Annotated in this window: 14 protein-coding genes; 4 read left to right on the top strand and 10 right to left on the bottom strand. The window is 64.7% G+C overall.

Annotation, left to right across the window (positions count from 1 at the left end; translation table 11 throughout):
- The 6 genes from flhA to fliF all read right to left on the bottom strand — a co-directional run bounded on the left by flhA (position 1) and on the right by fliF (position 7,419).
- Entirely contained in the window at positions 1–2,139 is a 2,139-nt protein-coding gene (gene flhA / locus ASD80_RS16845; protein WP_056235484.1) for a flagellar biosynthesis protein FlhA, read from the bottom strand.
- 165 nt (positions 2,140–2,304) lie between these two features.
- Positions 2,305–3,672 (bottom strand): sigma-54-dependent transcriptional regulator, encoded by a 1,368-nt coding sequence (locus ASD80_RS16840; protein WP_056235481.1) that lies wholly within the window; start codon positions 3,670–3,672, stop codon positions 2,305–2,307.
- Positions 3,673–3,683: 11 nt separating this feature from the next.
- Positions 3,684–3,974, bottom strand: a complete 291-nt coding sequence (fliN, locus tag ASD80_RS16835) for a flagellar motor switch protein FliN (RefSeq protein ID WP_244489036.1) — start codon at positions 3,972–3,974, stop codon at positions 3,684–3,686.
- A gap of 62 nt (positions 3,975–4,036) precedes the next feature.
- On the bottom strand, positions 4,037–4,690 hold the full coding sequence (locus ASD80_RS16830) for a FliH/SctL family protein (protein WP_056235474.1): 654 nt from the start codon (positions 4,688–4,690) through the stop codon (positions 4,037–4,039).
- A gap of 3 nt (positions 4,691–4,693) precedes the next feature.
- Positions 4,694–5,782 carry a flagellar motor switch protein FliG gene (fliG, locus tag ASD80_RS16825; protein WP_056235471.1) on the bottom strand — a complete coding sequence of 363 codons (1,089 nt, stop codon included), beginning with the start codon at positions 5,780–5,782 and terminating at the stop codon, positions 4,694–4,696.
- A 5-nt stretch (positions 5,783–5,787) separates the two neighbouring features.
- A complete protein-coding gene (gene fliF / locus ASD80_RS16820; RefSeq protein ID WP_056235856.1) occupies positions 5,788–7,419 on the bottom strand; it encodes a flagellar basal-body MS-ring/collar protein FliF in 1,632 nt (543 codons plus the stop codon).
- Between the two features lie 157 nt (positions 7,420–7,576).
- Here fliF and ASD80_RS16815 point away from each other — a divergent pair, with 157 nt between their 5' ends.
- Positions 7,577–8,194: a glutathione S-transferase family protein gene (locus ASD80_RS16815; protein WP_056235468.1), complete on the top strand. Its 618-nt coding sequence runs from the start codon at positions 7,577–7,579 to the stop codon at positions 8,192–8,194.
- A 208-nt stretch (positions 8,195–8,402) separates the two neighbouring features.
- Here ASD80_RS16815 and ASD80_RS16810 read toward each other — a convergent pair whose 3' ends face one another.
- The 3 genes from ASD80_RS16810 to ASD80_RS16800 all read right to left on the bottom strand — a co-directional run bounded on the left by ASD80_RS16810 (position 8,403) and on the right by ASD80_RS16800 (position 11,152).
- The gene (locus tag ASD80_RS16810; protein WP_035102845.1) at positions 8,403–8,681 is read right to left on the bottom strand and encodes a DUF1153 domain-containing protein; all 279 of its coding nucleotides are present in this window, start codon (positions 8,679–8,681) and stop codon (positions 8,403–8,405) included.
- Positions 8,682–8,857: 176 nt separating this feature from the next.
- Positions 8,858–9,583: a flagellar hook assembly protein FlgD gene (locus tag ASD80_RS16805; RefSeq protein WP_056235465.1), complete on the bottom strand. Its 726-nt coding sequence runs from the start codon at positions 9,581–9,583 to the stop codon at positions 8,858–8,860.
- 12 nt (positions 9,584–9,595) lie between these two features.
- Complete coding sequence (locus ASD80_RS16800) at positions 9,596–11,152, bottom strand: flagellar hook-length control protein FliK (RefSeq protein ID WP_056235462.1); 1,557 nt, start codon at positions 11,150–11,152, stop codon at positions 9,596–9,598.
- A 306-nt stretch (positions 11,153–11,458) separates the two neighbouring features.
- Between ASD80_RS16800 and mnmA the strand changes: the two genes are divergently transcribed.
- The gene (mnmA, locus tag ASD80_RS16795; RefSeq protein ID WP_056235459.1) at positions 11,459–12,610 is read left to right on the top strand and encodes a tRNA 2-thiouridine(34) synthase MnmA; all 1,152 of its coding nucleotides are present in this window, start codon (positions 11,459–11,461) and stop codon (positions 12,608–12,610) included.
- 64 nt (positions 12,611–12,674) lie between these two features.
- Here the strand turns inward: mnmA and ASD80_RS18860 are convergent, their stop codons facing one another.
- Positions 12,675–12,848: a hypothetical protein gene (locus tag ASD80_RS18860; RefSeq protein ID WP_156460520.1), complete on the bottom strand. Its 174-nt coding sequence runs from the start codon at positions 12,846–12,848 to the stop codon at positions 12,675–12,677.
- Positions 12,849–12,955: 107 nt separating this feature from the next.
- On the opposite strand from ASD80_RS18860, the gene ASD80_RS16790 reads away from it, so the two are divergent.
- Positions 12,956–13,510, top strand: a complete 555-nt coding sequence (locus ASD80_RS16790) for an RNA polymerase sigma factor (RefSeq protein ID WP_056235457.1) — start codon at positions 12,956–12,958, stop codon at positions 13,508–13,510.
- Positions 13,507–15,585, top strand: coding sequence for a vWA domain-containing protein (locus tag ASD80_RS16785; protein WP_244489033.1), 2,079 nt, complete (start codon positions 13,507–13,509; stop codon positions 15,583–15,585). Before ASD80_RS16790 ends, ASD80_RS16785 begins: the two co-directional genes overlap by 4 nt.
- Positions 15,586–15,700 lie beyond the last annotated feature (115 nt).

The following is a 15,700-nucleotide window of genomic DNA, read 5'->3' as shown; positions in this document are numbered from 1 at the left end:
TCACACGCTGCCGACGGTCTTGAGGCGGATGCGCGGATGGACCTCGTTCTGGCTCATCACCACGGTCTGCGGGCGGAAACGCTCGATGATGGAGCGGACATGCGGGCGGATCGAAGGCGAGGTGATGAGAACAGGCAGTTCGCCCTGCTGGGCGGCGCGCTCATAGGCAGACTGGATGGCGCCGATGAACTGCTGCAACCGGCTGGGCGCCATGGCCAGGTGCCTGTTGTCGCCATCGCCAACCATGGCTTCGGCGAAGTCGCGCTCCCATTGGGGCCCGAGGGTCAGCAGCGGCAGGTTGCCGTCGGGACCCAGATTGGCGGCGCAGAGCTGGCGGGCCAGGCGGCTGCGGACGTGTTCGGCAATGGTCTGCACCGAGCGGCCGGGGCCGGCGATTTCGGCGATGCCTTCGAGGATGGTCGACAGGTCGCGGATGGAAATGCGCTCGTTGAGCAGGGTCTGCAGCACGCGCTGCACGCCCGAGACCGAGATAAGGCCGGGAACGATATCTTCCACCAGCTTCTGCTGGTCCTTGGGCAGGCCCGAGAGCAGCGTCTGGACGTTGGAATAGCTCAAGAGGTCCGCGACATTGGCCTTGAGCACTTCGGTCAGGTGCGTCGAGATGACGGTCGAGGGATCGATGATGGAGAGACCGCGCAGTTCGGCCTCGTCGCGCAAGGCGGGCTCGATCCAGGTGGCGGGCAGGCCGAAAGTGGGTTCGGTGGTGTGGGTGCCCGGCAGGTCGATCTGGCTGCCATAGGGGTCCATGACCATGAGCTGGTTGGCGTAAATCTCGCCGGTGCCGGCTTCGACCTCCTTGATGCGAACCTTGTAGACATTGGGCTCGAGTTGCATGTTGTCGAGGATGCGCACCGGCGGCATGACGAAGCCGAGCTCGATGGCGAGCTGGCGGCGCAGGGCCTTGATCTGCTCGGTGAGGCGGTCGCTGCCGTTCTCGTCTTCCTTGACCAGGCTCAGCAGGCCATAGCCGAGTTCGAGCTTGAGCTCGTCGATCTTGAGGCTGTCGGTGATTGGCGCCTCGGCCATGGCGGCGGCATTGGGCTGGCCGGAAGCGACGGCATCGAGCGCGGTCTTTGTTGCGGCATCGGCCGTCCGCATGTCCTTGGAACCGGCCGCCCGCCAGGCGACATAACCGACCCCGCCAGCCAAAGCCAGGAAGGGCAGCATGGGCATGCCGGGCAGGAAGGCAAGAGCTCCCATGACGGCCGAAGACATGCCCAGGGCGCGCGGATAGCCGGTGAACTGGGCCGAGAGGGCCTTGTCGGCCGAGCCGGTAACGCCGGACTTGGAAACCAGAATACCGGCGGCGGTCGAGACGATGAGCGCTGGAATCTGGGAGACCAGGCCATCGCCGATGGTCAGCAGCGTGTAGACGTTGCCGGCTTCCTGGATGGAGAGGCCTTCCTGCATCATGCCGATCAGCATGCCGGCCGACACGTTGATGAAGGTGATGATGAGGCCGGCAATGGCGTCGCCGCGCACGAACTTGGACGCACCGTCCATGTTGCCGAAGAAGGCGCTTTCGCCTTCCAGCTCGGCCCTGCGGCGCTTGGCGGTGTCCTCGTCGATCAGGCCGGCGCTGAGGTCGGCGTCGATGGCCATCTGCTTGCCGGGCATGGCGTCGAGGCTGAAGCGGGCGGCGACTTCGGCGATGCGGCCGGAGCCCTTGGTGATGACGACGAAGTTGACGATCACCAGGATGATGAAGATGACCAGCCCGATGACGAAATTGCCGCGGGTAACGAAGTTGCCGAAGGCTTCGATGACATGGCCAGCGGCGGATGTGCCGGTGTGGCCTTCACTGAGGATGAGGCGCGTGGTGGCCAGGTTGAGGCCCAGCCGCAACATGGTGGCGATCAGCAATACCGTGGGGAAGGACGAGAATTCGAGCGGCTTCTGGATGAACAGGGCCGTCATCAGGATCATCACCGAGAAGACGATGGAGATGGCCAGCAGACCATCCACCAGCAAAGCCGGCATCGGCACGATGAGGATGACGATGAGGCCCATGACGCCCGCCGCCAGGGCGATATCGCCCGAGCGCAGGAGATCGACCACCGAGGCGGCGGAGGGGACCTTGAAGGCCGGGCGCACTGAGCCGGTGGGGAGATCGGTCATGGCGTCTGGTTACCGGCGTTGGACATGCGCATCCCTCCCCCTTGAGGGGAGGAATGAGGGTGGGGGTCGATCGGGTGAGCACAAGGCGACCCCCACCCCCGGCCCCTCCCCTCAAGGGGGAGGGGAGGGCAAGAGCCTCTCCGATTGTGCCCTCCCGACAACCCATCATGCCACGCTTCGGCGTTCGCCAGGCTCGGGCACATGCGTACCCTCATCGGCATACTGATTGAGCTTGTTGCGCAGGGTGCGGATCGAGATGCCCAGGATATTGGCCGCGTGGGTACGGTTGCCCAGCGTGTGGTCGAGCGTGTCGAGGATCAGGTCGCGTTCCACGTCGGCCACGGTGCGGCCGACCAGGGCGGCGGACATGGTCTGCGCGGTCTGGGCGAGCTGGGCCGAGAGCGAATTGGCCGCGGCGGCTTCGGTAAGGCCCATGCCGTCCGGCAGCACGATGGCCTCGGGGCCGATAATGTCGCCGGAGGACAGCAGCACGGCGCGGTGCAGGGTGTTTTCCAGCTCGCGCACGTTGCCGGGCCAGGGGGCCTTGAGCAAGGCGGCGCGGGCATCGGCCGACAGCTCCCGCGGCGGCAGGCCGTTGGCCTTGGCATATTTGGCGACGAAGTGTTCGGACAAAGCGGCGATGTCGCCGGGGCGGTCGCGCAAGGCGGGGAGCTTCAAATTGACCACGTTGAGGCGGAACAGCAGGTCCTCGCGGAAGCTGCCTTCGCGCACGGCGTCGCCCAGGTTGCGGTTGGAGGTGGCGAGGATGCGGATATCGACCGGCACCGGCTTGCCGCCGCCGACGCGGTCGATCAGGCGCTCCTGGATGGCGCGCAGCAGCTTGGCCTGCAGGCGCACGTCCATTTCGCTGATTTCGTCGAGCAGCAGCGTGCCGCCCGAGGCTTCCTCGAACTTGCCGATGCGGCGGGCGATGGCGCCGGTGAAGGCACCCTTTTCATGGCCGAACAGCTCGGATTCGAGCAGGGCTTCGGGAATGGCGGCGCAATTGACCGAGATGAAGGGCCTGTTGGCGCGCTTGCTGCGGGCGTGGACGTATTTGGCGATGACTTCCTTGCCGGTGCCGCTCTCGCCGGTGATGAGGATGGAGGCGTCGGAGCCGGCGATCTGGTCGGCCATGCGGACGACGCGCTCCATGGCCGGGTCGCGGAACAGGAATTCGGAGCTGTCGCGGGCCACGGCGGCGATCACCGCCGCGATCAGCTCGGCATCGGGGGGCAGGGGGATATATTCCTTGGCCCCGGCGCGGATGGCGTTGACGGCGGCGGCGGCATTGGCCTCGACGCCGCAGGCAACCACCGGAATGGCGATACGCTCGGCTTCGAGTCCGGCGATGAGGCCGGCAATGTCCATGACCACATCGACCAGCAGCAGGTCGGCGCCGCGGCCGGCGCGCAGGGCGGCAAGTGCGATTTCGACCGAGGGGGCATGCGCCACCTTGGCACCGCCATTCATGGCCATCTTGGTGGCTTCGCTGAGCTGGCCCTCGAGGGCTCCGATGATGAGCAGACGCATCCTGGCCTCCCTTACTGTGGTTTGATGATTTCGGTCATGGTGACGCCGAGCTTGCTTTCCACCAGCACGATTTCGCCGCGGGCAACGAGGCGTTCATTGATGAAAATCTCGACGGCTTCACCGACCTGGCGGTCGAGTTCGATCACGGTGCCGGTGTCGAGGCGGAGCAGTTCGCTGACCGGCATCTTGGTGCGGCCGAGCACGACCGAGATGCGGACGGGAACGTCGAACACCGCTTCGAGGTCGGCGGCGTTGCGCTCGATATGGGCCTCGGGCCCCTCGTCGCGATCGGGCGCCAGCATTTCCTCGAAGGAGATGCTGTCCTGGGTGGTGATGTCGTCGTCTTCGCCGGGTTCGGAAGCGCTCATTGGTCGCTCTCCTGTTGCTTGGCCTCTGCGCCCCGGGCGGCGAGATAGGCCGAAATCTTGAGGTCGATATCCTTGGCAATGGCGCCGATGTCGCGCACCAGCCCGCCATCGACCCATTCGAGCCGGCCGTCGCCCAGCCGCAAATCGGGGTCGCCCATCACCACCAGCCGGCCGGAGAAGCCTGATGTGTGCATATGGGCGGTGGCGATGTCGCGGATGGCGTCGGCAATGTTGGGATGGCAGCGCACGACCAGGTGCGGCACGCCACCAAGGCTCTGCATACATTCGGCGATGAGTGCATCGAGTTCGACCGTCGGGTAGCGCGCCAGCAGGTGCAGCGCCAGCTTGCGGCCGATGCTGGCGGCCAGTTCGACCGCCTCGCGCTGGGCCTGGCTGGTGGCATCATCGAGGGCGGCGGCCATTTCGGCACTCTGGGTGGCGAGCGTGCCGGCGGCCGCGGCCAGCGTCTGGGCGGCAACGGAAGTGGCATTGCGCTCACCGGCCGCCACGCCCTCGGCATACGCCTGCTCGCGCGCCTGGGCGAGCAGTTCGGCGACCAGCCGCTCGGGCATGGTCGGCTCGGGCGGCGCCGTAGGCTTGGTGCGCTTGCCGAGGTCCAGATCGAAGGTGAAGCGGGCGGGTTGTGCCATGGGTTACGCCACCATCTGGTCGTCTGCCTTGGACTTCATGATCAGGATTTCGCCCTTAGCTGCGAGATCCTTGGCGGTCGAGACCATGCGGCCCTGCGCTTCGTCGACATCCTTGAGGCGCACCGGACCCATGACTTCCATGTCGTCCTTGAGCAGTTTGGCGGTACGGCCCGACATGTTCTTGAAGAAGGTTTCCTTGACCTGTTCGTTGGCGCCCTTGAGCGCCATGGCCAGCTCCTTCTTGTCCATCTTGGTGAGCAGGGTCTGGATGGCCGAGGACTCGAGCTTGGCCAAATCCTCGAAGGTGAACATGAGCGACTTGATGCGTTCGGCATCGTCGCGGCTGTGCTCTTCGAGCGTGGTGATGAAGCGGGCTTCGGTCTGACGGTCGAAGCTGTTGAAGATTTCGGCCATCTGCTCGTGGCTGTCGCGGCGCTTGGAGTGATTGAGCGTCGACATGAATTCGGTGCGCAGGGTGGTCTCGATCTTTTCGAGGATTTCCTTCTGCACCGGGTCGAGCCCCAGCATGCGCTGCACCACGTCCATTGCCAGTTCCTCGGGCAGTACGGCGAGAACCTTGGAAGCATGGTCGGTGGCGATCTTGGACAGCACCACGGCGATGGTCTGGGGATATTCGTTCTTGAGATAGGCGGCGAGCACGTCGGCCTGCACGTTGGAGAGTTTTTCCCACATGTTGCGGCCGGCCGGACCACGGATTTCTTCCATGATGGCGTCGACCTTGTCCGCCGACAGGAAGCTGAGCAGCAGGCGCTCGGTGGAGTCGGTATTGCCCGAGAGCGAGCCGTTGGACGAAATGGTGGTGACGAATTCGATCATCAGGTCGTCGAGCATTTCCTGGGTGATCGGCCCGAGCCGCACCATGGCGCGGCTGAGCTGCTTGACCTCGAGTTCGTCGAGCTCATCGAAGATCGGCCGGCCATAGTCGGGCCCCAGCGCCAGCAGCAGCGCTGCAGCCTTTTCGTCGCCCTTGAGCACGCGCTGGCTGGCGGCATCACCGACGACAAGTTGCTTGCCGGCGGCCACCTGGGTCGGCAGGTCGGGGTTTTCAGCGGATTGGGAAACGAGGGCCATGGCGGTTACGCTGCGCTACCCAGCCAGTCGCGCACGATCAGCGCGGCCTGCTTGGGGTTTTCTTCGACGAGGGTGCCGACGGTCTTGAGGGTTTGAAGCTGGGTCTCGCCCATCGACTTGGCGCTGGCGACCCAGGCTGGCGTCTTGTCGCGAGGCTCTTCGATGTCGTCGGCGATGACGTTGCCATCGGCGCTGAGTACGCCGTGATGGCCCAGTTCCGCGCCCGAGGGCAGGGCCAGGGCCTGGGTTTCGGGGGTCAGGACCTTCTTGAGCAGCGGGCGCATGACGAAGAAGACCAGGGCCAGGGCGATGAGCAGGGTGACGGCCATTTCGGCGCCGTTCATCAGATCGTCGCGGGTGAAGTCGAGCAGGCCGCCATTGCCGTCCGTGCCCGGCACCGCGAGTTCGGGGCGCTCGGCGAACTGCATGTTGACGACTTCGACGCTGTCGCCGCGGGCCTCGGAATAGCCGACGGCCGAGCGCACCAGCGTCAGAATCTGGGCGACCTCGTCGGCGCTGCGCGGCGCATAGACCGGGTCGCCGTTGGGATCGGCGGTATAGACGCCATCGACCACGACGGCAACCGACAGGCGCTTGATGGCGCCGGCTTCGGTGACTGCCGTCTGGGTGGTTTTGGAAATTTCGTAGTTGGTGACTTCCTCGCTCGACGTGCCCTGTTCGGTCGGGCCGGCGGCGCCATTGTTCTGGCTGGCGCCGGGGAGTTCGTTGGCCACCGTGACCTGGCCATTGGCGCCGGCCGACAGGTTCTCGGTCTCGCGAATCTGGCTGGAGCGGACGACCTGGCTTTCGGGGTCGAAGGTCTCATGAGTGGTGGTCGAGCGGTTGAAGTCGATTTCGGCGCTGACCTCGACGCGGGCCCGGCCGGCGCCGACCACATTGGCCAGCATGTCCTCGACGCGGGTGCGCAGGCGGTTCTCGAAGCTCAGCGTGCGCTCGGCGGCATCGCCGGCAAGGGCGCCTTCGGCGTCGTCGCCCGTGCCGGAAGCCAGCAGGTTCCCCTGGTCGTCGACAATGGAGACGCGGGTTGGTGTCAGCCCCTCGATGGCCGAGGCCACCAGGTGTTGGATGGCACGGATTTCGCCGCTGGCCAGTTCGCCGCGCACGGCCAGCACGATGGAGGCGGACGGATCGGTCCGCTCGCGCCGGAACAGTTCGCGCTCCGGCAGCACCAGGTGGACACGCGCCGACTTGATGCGGGTCAGCGAGGCGATGGTGCGGGCCAGCTCGCCCTCGAGGGCGCGCACATTGTTGAGGTTCTGCACGAAGCTGGTCGCGCCCAGGGTCGACTGCTCGTCGAAGATCTCGTAGCCGACCTGGCCGCGCTGCGGCAAGCCGGAGCCGGCCAGGGTCATGCGGGTGGTGGTGATCTGGTCGCGCGGGATGAGAATGGTGTCGCCGTCGCCGCGCAATTCGTAGGGAATGTTGAGCGTCTGCAGTTCGGTCACAATTGCCGAGGAGTCTTCGAGGCTGAGACCGGTATAGAGCGGCGACAGATTCGGGGTCTGCGCCCGCATGATGAGGAAGCCGAAGAAGCCGAGCATGAGCATGGCGACGACCGCCATCGCGGCCAGTCGCGGCAGGCCTATGCGGTTGATCAACTGGGTAAAGCTATCCACGCCGGCACTCGATTGTAGGGTGACCATGCCGACGCAACGCGCGTGGAGGCCGCTGGGCAAAAATTACCTAGCGGATGGTAAAGATTGTCTTAACTCCCGGTTGCAGTTTGCGAATTCGGGCAGAAAATGCCGGGCGCGGTAAAAGAAGGATGAATCGATGTTGAGAGTGCTGGGGCGGGTCACGTCCATCAATGTGCGCAAGGTGCTGTGGGCACTGGACGAGTTGGGCCTTGGCTATGAACGCGAGGACTGGGGCCTGCCCCTGCGCGATCCGAAAGTGCCCGAATTCCTGGCGCTAAACCCGAACGCGCAGGTGCCCGTGGTCATCGAGGGCGAGTTCGTATTGTGGGAAAGCAACGCCATCCTGATCTACCTGGCCGAGCGCGAGGGGCAGTTGCTGCCCGAACAGCTCGAATTGCGGGCGCTGGCGCTGCAATGGCTGGGCTGGCAGGCGAGCGAGCTCAATCCACAATGGGGCTATGCCGCCAATGCGCTGATCCGCAAGACGCCGGGCTATGACGATCCGGCGCGGGTGGCGGATTCGATGGCGCGGTGGTCGGCCAAGATGGAGATACTGGAAGCGGCGCTGGCGGGGGCGAGCACCGGCTATATCGGCGCGGGCTTCTCTATTGCGGATATCGCGCTGGGCCTATCGGTGCATCGCTGGATGTCGATATCGGCCGAAAAGAAGGAATTTCTGGCGGTGGCGGAATACTACGAGCGGCTGATGAGCCGGGAAGCCGGCGCAAGGTGGATGGGGCCGGAAACGCCGTGAATTATGTTTGAGATATAGCGCCACCTGCCATACCCATCCCACCCACCGCGCGTCACCCTCGGGCTTGACCCGAGGGCTCTATACTTTCGGAGCGCTGAGCAAGTGCAACGCCCTCGGGTCAAGCCCGAGGGTGACGACCTGTGTATGCCAAAACACAAAGCCCGCCGAGTTTCCCCGGCGGGCTTTGAAATTGTACTGGGCCGCCCCCTCACCCCTCTCGGTAGTGCTGGATCCAGGTGGTCCGCAATCCGGCAAGGCCATGCTTGTCGATGGCGGCCTGCCAGTTGAGGAATTCGTCGACGCTCAGCGTATAGCGGTCGCAGGCCTCTTCAAGGCTGAGCAATCCACCGCGCACTGCTGCGACGACTTCGGCTTTGCGGCGGATGACCCACCTCCGCGTATTGGCGGGGGGAAGGTCTGCAATCGTGAGCGGACTGCCGTCCGGTCCGATAACGTACTTAACGCGAGGTCGCATCTGTACGGTCATTTTACTCTCTACTCAACCTGACCATATGAGGAAGAGAGTAGGCCAACGGCCTTAAAATTCGACTAAGGGGAAACTTACAACAGGTTAAGAATGGTCTTGGATTTCAAGGCATTGATTTGAACGGCAAACGGGCCGGACTTTGCAGCCCGGCCCGTTGCAACATCGTGCGCCGGCAATCAGGCGGCCGCCGTATCGGTTTCGTCGTCGGTATCGGTGTCCGTATCGGCGGGAGGCGCCGTCACGTCGGGAATGCGGACGTCGGTTACGTCGGTGATGGCGACGCGGCGGGTGCCCACGGTCAACACGGGAACATCGCCGGTGAAATCGACGGCGGTGACGAGGCCGATGGAGGCGGTGCTGATCTTGACGTCCTTGCCATTGGCATCCTTGCCCTGGATATCGACGGTATAGATGCCGTTGGGCTTCAGATTGCCGTCGCTGCCCATGCCGTCCCAGCGGAAGGTGCCGGGGCCGGCCTGGAGGGGGCCGGTCTCGGTATAGACCACCTGTCCGTTCGCGTCCTTGATGGTGACGGTGGCATTGGCGGCGTTGGCGTTGGCACTGTAGGCCCAGAAGACGGCACTGTCGTTGGTCAGTTCGCCCGTCTTGCCGGAGGAGGTCACTTCCTTGCCGATATAGGAGACGGCGTCGGACTTGGCGGTGTTCTGGCTCGACAGCATCAGCGTTTCGAGGAACTCATTGGTCTTGAGCTGCTGCTCGACGCCGCTGAACTGCACCAGTTGCTGGGTGAACTGATTGGTGTCCAGCGGGTCCAGCGGATTCTGGTTCTTGAGCTGGGTGGTGAGGATATTGAGGAACGTGTCGAAATTGTCCGCGATAGTTGCCCGCGAATTTGCCACCTGGCTGGTGTTCGAATTTCCCGAAACGCTGTCGACTGCCATGACACCTACTCCTTACGCAATGATGTTGACACCGCTGGCGCTGAGGCTGCCGCGGTAGAGGTTGACCGTGGGGGGCGGCGTGTCGTCGGCCTCGCCGGAGACGTCATCGGCAAAGAGCGGACCCTGTCCACCACTGCCGCTCTGGCCCTGCTGCCCGCCGCTGAACGGATTCTGCTTGAGCGAGAATTCGAGATTGGTCTTGGCGCCATCGAGACCGGCCTGCTGCAGGGCGCGTTCCAGCCCGCGCTGGTCGCGCTGCATGAGGTCCAGCGTCTCGGATTTTTCCACCGTCAGCCGGGCGTTGACCTGGCCGGATTTGTCGATATCGAGCTTGACGTCGATACGGCCCAGTTCGGGCGGATCGAGGCGGATCTGGAAGCGGGTATTGCCGTCATTGACCTGGCGGACCATTTCGAAGGCGAGCTGGGGCAGGTTGAGCTGCTGCTGGCTGGTCTGGTAGCCGGCCTGCACGACGCGCGGGGCGGCCACGATATCGGCGCGGGCGGCCTGGTTGGGTTGTGCGGGGCTCTGCGGGTCGGGCTGCTTGTCGATGGCTGCGGCAAGCGGGGCCGGGCGGTGTTCCACCGGCTTCTTGTCATTGGGCGCAGCGTCGCTGCCCCGATCGGTGGCACTGTCGCCGGCATCGGCCGCGGCCTGTACCGGCGGTGCATCGGGTGTGTCGCTGGGCTTAGCGGCGTCAGCGGTGGGGGCTTCGGCATTGGCCTTGCCGGTCAAAGCCGGCTCGGTGAGCTTAAGCTGCGGGTTGGCCAAAGCCGGCGCAGCGGCGCTGGCGTCGACGGTGACGGTGGGCTTGAGCAGGCGCGCCAGGGCGGCATCGAGATCGGCATCGGCCTGGGCCGCCAGTTCGAGCTGGGCCAGTTGATCGGGCTCGACCTCGCCATTGTTGAGCGCGGCGAGCAGGGCGGCGAGCTTGTCGCCGATCGATTTGACCAGGGTGGAGAGTTCCACGCCGGCATCGGCCTGGGGCGCTGCCGAGCCGTTGAACAGGGTCTCGGCCAGGGGACCGAAGGCCGCCGTGAGACGGGCGGCGAAGCTGGTGTCGTCGGGCTGGATGTCGGTGACCAGCGCGGTGAGATCATCGAGCGAGGGCAGGGCGCTCAGGTCGATGTCCAATGCCGCAGCCAGGTCGGTCAGTGCGGCGTCGAGATGCTTCAGCGTCTCGGGATCGAGCGGTTCGCCGGCATCGAGCCTGGCCTTGAGGTCGGCCAGCGTATCGGCAATGTCGGTGATGACCGGAACGGCTTCCATCGTGTCCTGGATCGGCACGATGGCATCGATCGCGGCGGCAATGGCCTCGGGATCGTCGTTTTCCTGGGTCTCGCCTTCACCGAAGCCGAGCGACAGGTTGACGAGGTTGCCGAGGTTGAGGTCCAGGCTGGCCGTCGACGACTTGGCAGTATCACCGGCTGCCGGGGGCGTGGCGGTGCCGAGCAGCGCAGCGAAAACGTCGAGCGGGCCGGCCTCGGCTTCGGCACCCGAGGACGCGTTGAGGCCCTTGCTGGTGCTGGTGCCGGCAGTGGTGGTGGTAACGGTCAGGTGTGATGCCACGAAAGCGGCCCCGTAAACGAATGAGACTAATCCGAGCAGGACGATGCAAGCGCGGTGCCAACTTGGAAGATGTTTTGGAGACAAGGGGTTAGATGATGTCGGGGTGGATTGGGCGGCGACGCCATGAGGCAAGAACTGTGCTGGGGCGGCATTTCTTGCCGAGCTGTTCACCCAGCCACGGTGTCACTCGTCGGGATGGATCCCGGCCTGAGCCGGGTTGGCAGTGTTGCTTGCTAATGTCGAAAGGCGTATTGAGCCTCACGAAATTCGTCCGCTGGCCCTTGAACCCAACCGGATACTGGAAAGATGTTGAACTCGCTTGATATTGCCAAGCGTCCCGAAGACACGCGCGTCGTCGTCGCGATGTCTGGGGGCGTTGATTCCTCGGTCGTTGCGGGCCTCCTGGCCCGCCAGGGCTATGACGTCGTCGGCGTCACCCTCCAGCTCTACGATCATGGCGAAGCCACCCATCGCAAGGGTGCCTGCTGCGCCGGGCAGGATATCCACGATGCGCGCCGGGTGGCGGCGACTCTGGGCATTCCCCATTATGTGCTGGACTATGAAGAGCGCTTCAAGCGGTCGGTGATCGCGCCCTTCGCCAATGCCTATCAGCAGGGCGAGACGCCGGTGCCGTGCATTGCCTGCAACCAGTCGGTCAAGTTCGTCGACCTGATGGAGGTGGCGCGCGACCTGGGCGCCGATGTGCTGGCCACTGGCCATTATGTGCAGAGCAAGCTGGGTGACGATGGCCGCCGGCAGTTGTTCCGCCCGGTCGATGCCGAGCGCGACCAGACCTATTTCCTGTTTGCGACGACGCAGGCCCAGCTCGATTTCCTGCGCTTCCCGCTCGGCGGCATGGGCAAGGCCGAGGTCCGCGCGCTGGCGCGCGACATGGGGCTCGAAATCGCCGACAAGCATGACAGCCAGGACATCTGCTTCGTGCCGCAGGGCAAATATGCCGATATCATCCGCAAGATGCACCCGGAGGCCGTGGCACAGGGCGAGATCGTGCATTTGGACGGCCGCGTGCTGGGTACGCATGAGGGGATCGTCAATTACACGGTGGGTCAGCGCAAGGGGCTGGGCGTGGCGGCGGGCGAGCCGCTTTATGTGATCAAGCTGGAGCACAAGACCGGGCGGGTGATCGTCGGGCCGCGCGAGGCGCTGAAGACGCATACGGTGCGGTTGCGCGACGTGAACTGGCTGGGCGCCACGCCCTTGGCAGAGCTTTCAGCCGGCAATGGTGCTCCGGTCGAGGTCAAGGTGCGGTCCACTCGCGGGCCGCAGCCGGCGGTGATCCAGATGCAGGGCGACAGCGTGTATGTGACGCTGGTGTCGGGCGAGTATGGAATTTCGCCGGGCCAGGCCTGCGTATTTTACGCTGACGATACCGCGACTTCGGAGGTGTGGGGCGGCGGGTTTATCGCCGAGGCGGTGCCACAGGTGTTTGCGGCTTAGCCTATGCCCACGCCCTCGTGGTGAGGTGCGCTTCTTCAGCGCCTCGAACCACGAGGGCGTGGCGCTATTGTGCCGCTGTCTCTGCCTGCGCTGCGGTGCTGGCTTCCTTGAGTTCCTGATAGGATGACAGCCCGCCCATGGCGGTCGAGATGGCGATCAGCACCAGCAGCGCGCCAAGCACCAGCAGGACGATGCGGCTGCGGGTCAGCGCGAAGGGGCTTAGCTTGGGTTCGTCCATGGGAAGGCCTCAAAATAAATCTGCGCATACGACCCAAGGATCGCGTTTCGGGCGCCGTCTTACCATTACAATAGCGCCAAAGGTAGGCATGGGTGCATGGCTTGGTGATGGGACTGACTGCCGCAGCTCCGATCGAGGCAGCGCAGGCGGTAACGCGGGCGCTGGTGGTGCGCGCGCAGCATGGCGATGCCGAGGCCTTCGCCGCGCTGATAGAGGATCACTATGATCTGATCCATCGCACGGCCTGGAAATGGTGTGGCAACCGGGCTGATGCCGAGGATGTGGCCCAGGACGTCTGCGTGAAGCTGGGGGGGGCCATCGCCGGCTTCGATGGCCGCAGCGCCTTTTCGAGCTGGGTCTATCGCATCACGCTCAATGCGGTGCGCGACATGCAGCGGGCCGGCAAGCGGCGCGGGCGATATGCCGAAGCCTATGCCGAAATTTCGCCCGAGGACCAACCGGCCGAGCAGGAAGCGGCGGCCACCAGCCGGCAGCTCTGGGCGGCGGTGCGGGCCCTGCCGGAAAAGCAGCGCGACGCGGTGCTGCTGGTCTATGCGGAGGAATTGAGCCATGCGGCGGCGGCCGAAATCATGGGCATCAAGGAGGCTACGGTTTCCTTTCATGTCCACGAGGCGCGCAAGACCCTGAGGGGGCTGCTATGAGCGGTGACGACATGCACGACGATCCACTGAACAGGCTGAATGACGCTGCGGCGCCCGATCCGCGCGCCGAGGCGAAGAAGCGCGCGCTTGCGGCCGGCATGGCGGCCTTCGAGGTCGCGCAGAAAAAAATCGAAACACGCCCCCAAGGAAACATCTGGGCCCAGCGTCTCACGTCCATCATCCATTCCTCGAAAGGGAAATCGATCATGGACATGCGTCTCCCTATCGGCACCGCCGCCATCGTCCTCCTGGTGCTGCCGCTCGGCTACCAGCTCTATACGACGACCTCGATGACGCCGGCCGATGTCGCCGTGCAACAGCCGGTGCAGGTCGAACAGCCGCCGGTCGAGACGGCCGTAGCAGAAGAGCGGGCCGAGACGCCGGCGACTAGCACAGTTGCCGCCGCGCCGGAGCCGGCGCCGCCGAATGGCACTCTTGCCGAGAGCGACGTGGTGCGCGATGCGGTGGCGCTCCAGCTTGGCGGCATTGTCCGCAGCGCTCCCAAGCAGCAGATGTCGGCGGGCGCCCCGGCCGTTGGAACTGCGGAAAGCGAGGCGTTCTACATGCCGTCGCCCGCGCCGATGCCCTCGATGGTGGTCCTGCCGGCCCAGCCGGTCGGCGACACCTTCACCAGCTTCGACGAGCAGCGGCTCAAGGCGGTAGCGGACGAGCCGGTTTCGACCTTCTCGATCGATGTCGATACCGCCAGCTATTCCTATGTGCGGCGCCAGTTGGAGGATGGCTATGTGCCCGAGCCCGATGCCGTGCGTATCGAGGAGCTGATCAACTATTTCCCTTACGACTACCCGGCCGCCGATAGTGCCGCCGTGCCGTTCAAACCGACAATGGCGGTCTATCCGACGCCGTGGAATCCGAAGACGCAGCTGCTGCAGATCGGCATCAAGGGCTATGTGCCTCCGGCCGGCGAGGACAAGCCTAGCAACCTTGTCTTCCTGATCGACACCTCCGGATCGATGGACGCGCCGGACAAGCTGCCGCTGCTCAAGCGCGCCTTCGGCCTGCTGGTCGACCAGCTTTCGGCCAATGATACAGTGTCCATCGTGGTCTATGCCGGCTCGGCCGGCGTGGTGCTGGAGCCGACCGTGGCGACCGAGAAGGCGAAAATCCTCGGGGCACTGGACCAGCTTGCCGCCGGCGGGAGCACGGCCGGCGCCGCGGGGATCGAACTGGCCTATCGGCTGGCGGAAGAGGCCCGGGTCGCGGGCGGTATCAACCGGGTGATCCTGGCCACCGATGGCGATTTCAATGTCGGCATCGACGATCCGGACGATCTCGAGACCTTCATCAAGGCCAAGCGCGACAGCGGCACGACCCTGTCCGTGCTGGGCTTCGGCCGCGGCAATCTCGATGACGCGACGATGCAGGCGCTGGCGCAGAACGGCAATGGCAATGCCAGCTATATTTCGAGCTTCCGCGAGGCGCAGAAGGTGCTGGTCGAGGAGATGGGCGGCACGCTCGACATGATCGCCAAGGACGTGAAAATCCAGATCGAGTTCAACCCGGCCGTGGTCAGCGAATATCGGCTGATCGGCTATGAGACCCGCGCTCTCAACCGCGAGGATTTCAACAATGACGCGGTCGATGCCGGCGATATCGGCGCGGGCCATACGGTGACGGCGATCTATGAAATCACCCCGGTCGGCTCGGGAGCCGAGATGATCGATCCGCTGCGCTACGGACCGGAAAGCGCTACGGGGAGCGGCGATGAAATCGCTTATCTCAAGATGCGCTACAAGCTGCCCCAGAGCGATGTCAGCCAGTTGATCGAGCAGAAGGTGACGCCGGATGTGGTCTATGGCGATATCGGTGAAGTCGGCGACGATATGCGCTTCGCCGCGGCGGTGGCGGCCTTCGGCCAGAAGCTCAAAGGGTCCAATTACGGCTCAGCGATGGGCTGGGACCAGATCGAAGCGCTGGCGCGCTCGGGCAAGGGCGAGGACGAGAGCGGTTATCGCGCCGAATTCATCCAACTGGTGCAGACAGCCAGCCTGTTGAAACCGGATACGGATAGCGATCCGTGCGATGTGAGCGCGAGTGGCGCGGTGTGCGAGTAATACCCACAGATCGTCACCCTCGGGCTTGTATCGACGAAATCTGATTAAGATGTCCCGGGAGGCGGTCGCACCCGCGCTCCCGGGCAGACATCGACCGTCCTCGGGCAGGCCTTAT

This window comes from Devosia sp. Root635 (genome assembly GCF_001427605.1).
Classification (GTDB): Bacteria; Pseudomonadota; Alphaproteobacteria; order Rhizobiales; family Devosiaceae; genus Devosia.
This window is presented reverse-complemented; position numbering and strand designations above follow the sequence as displayed.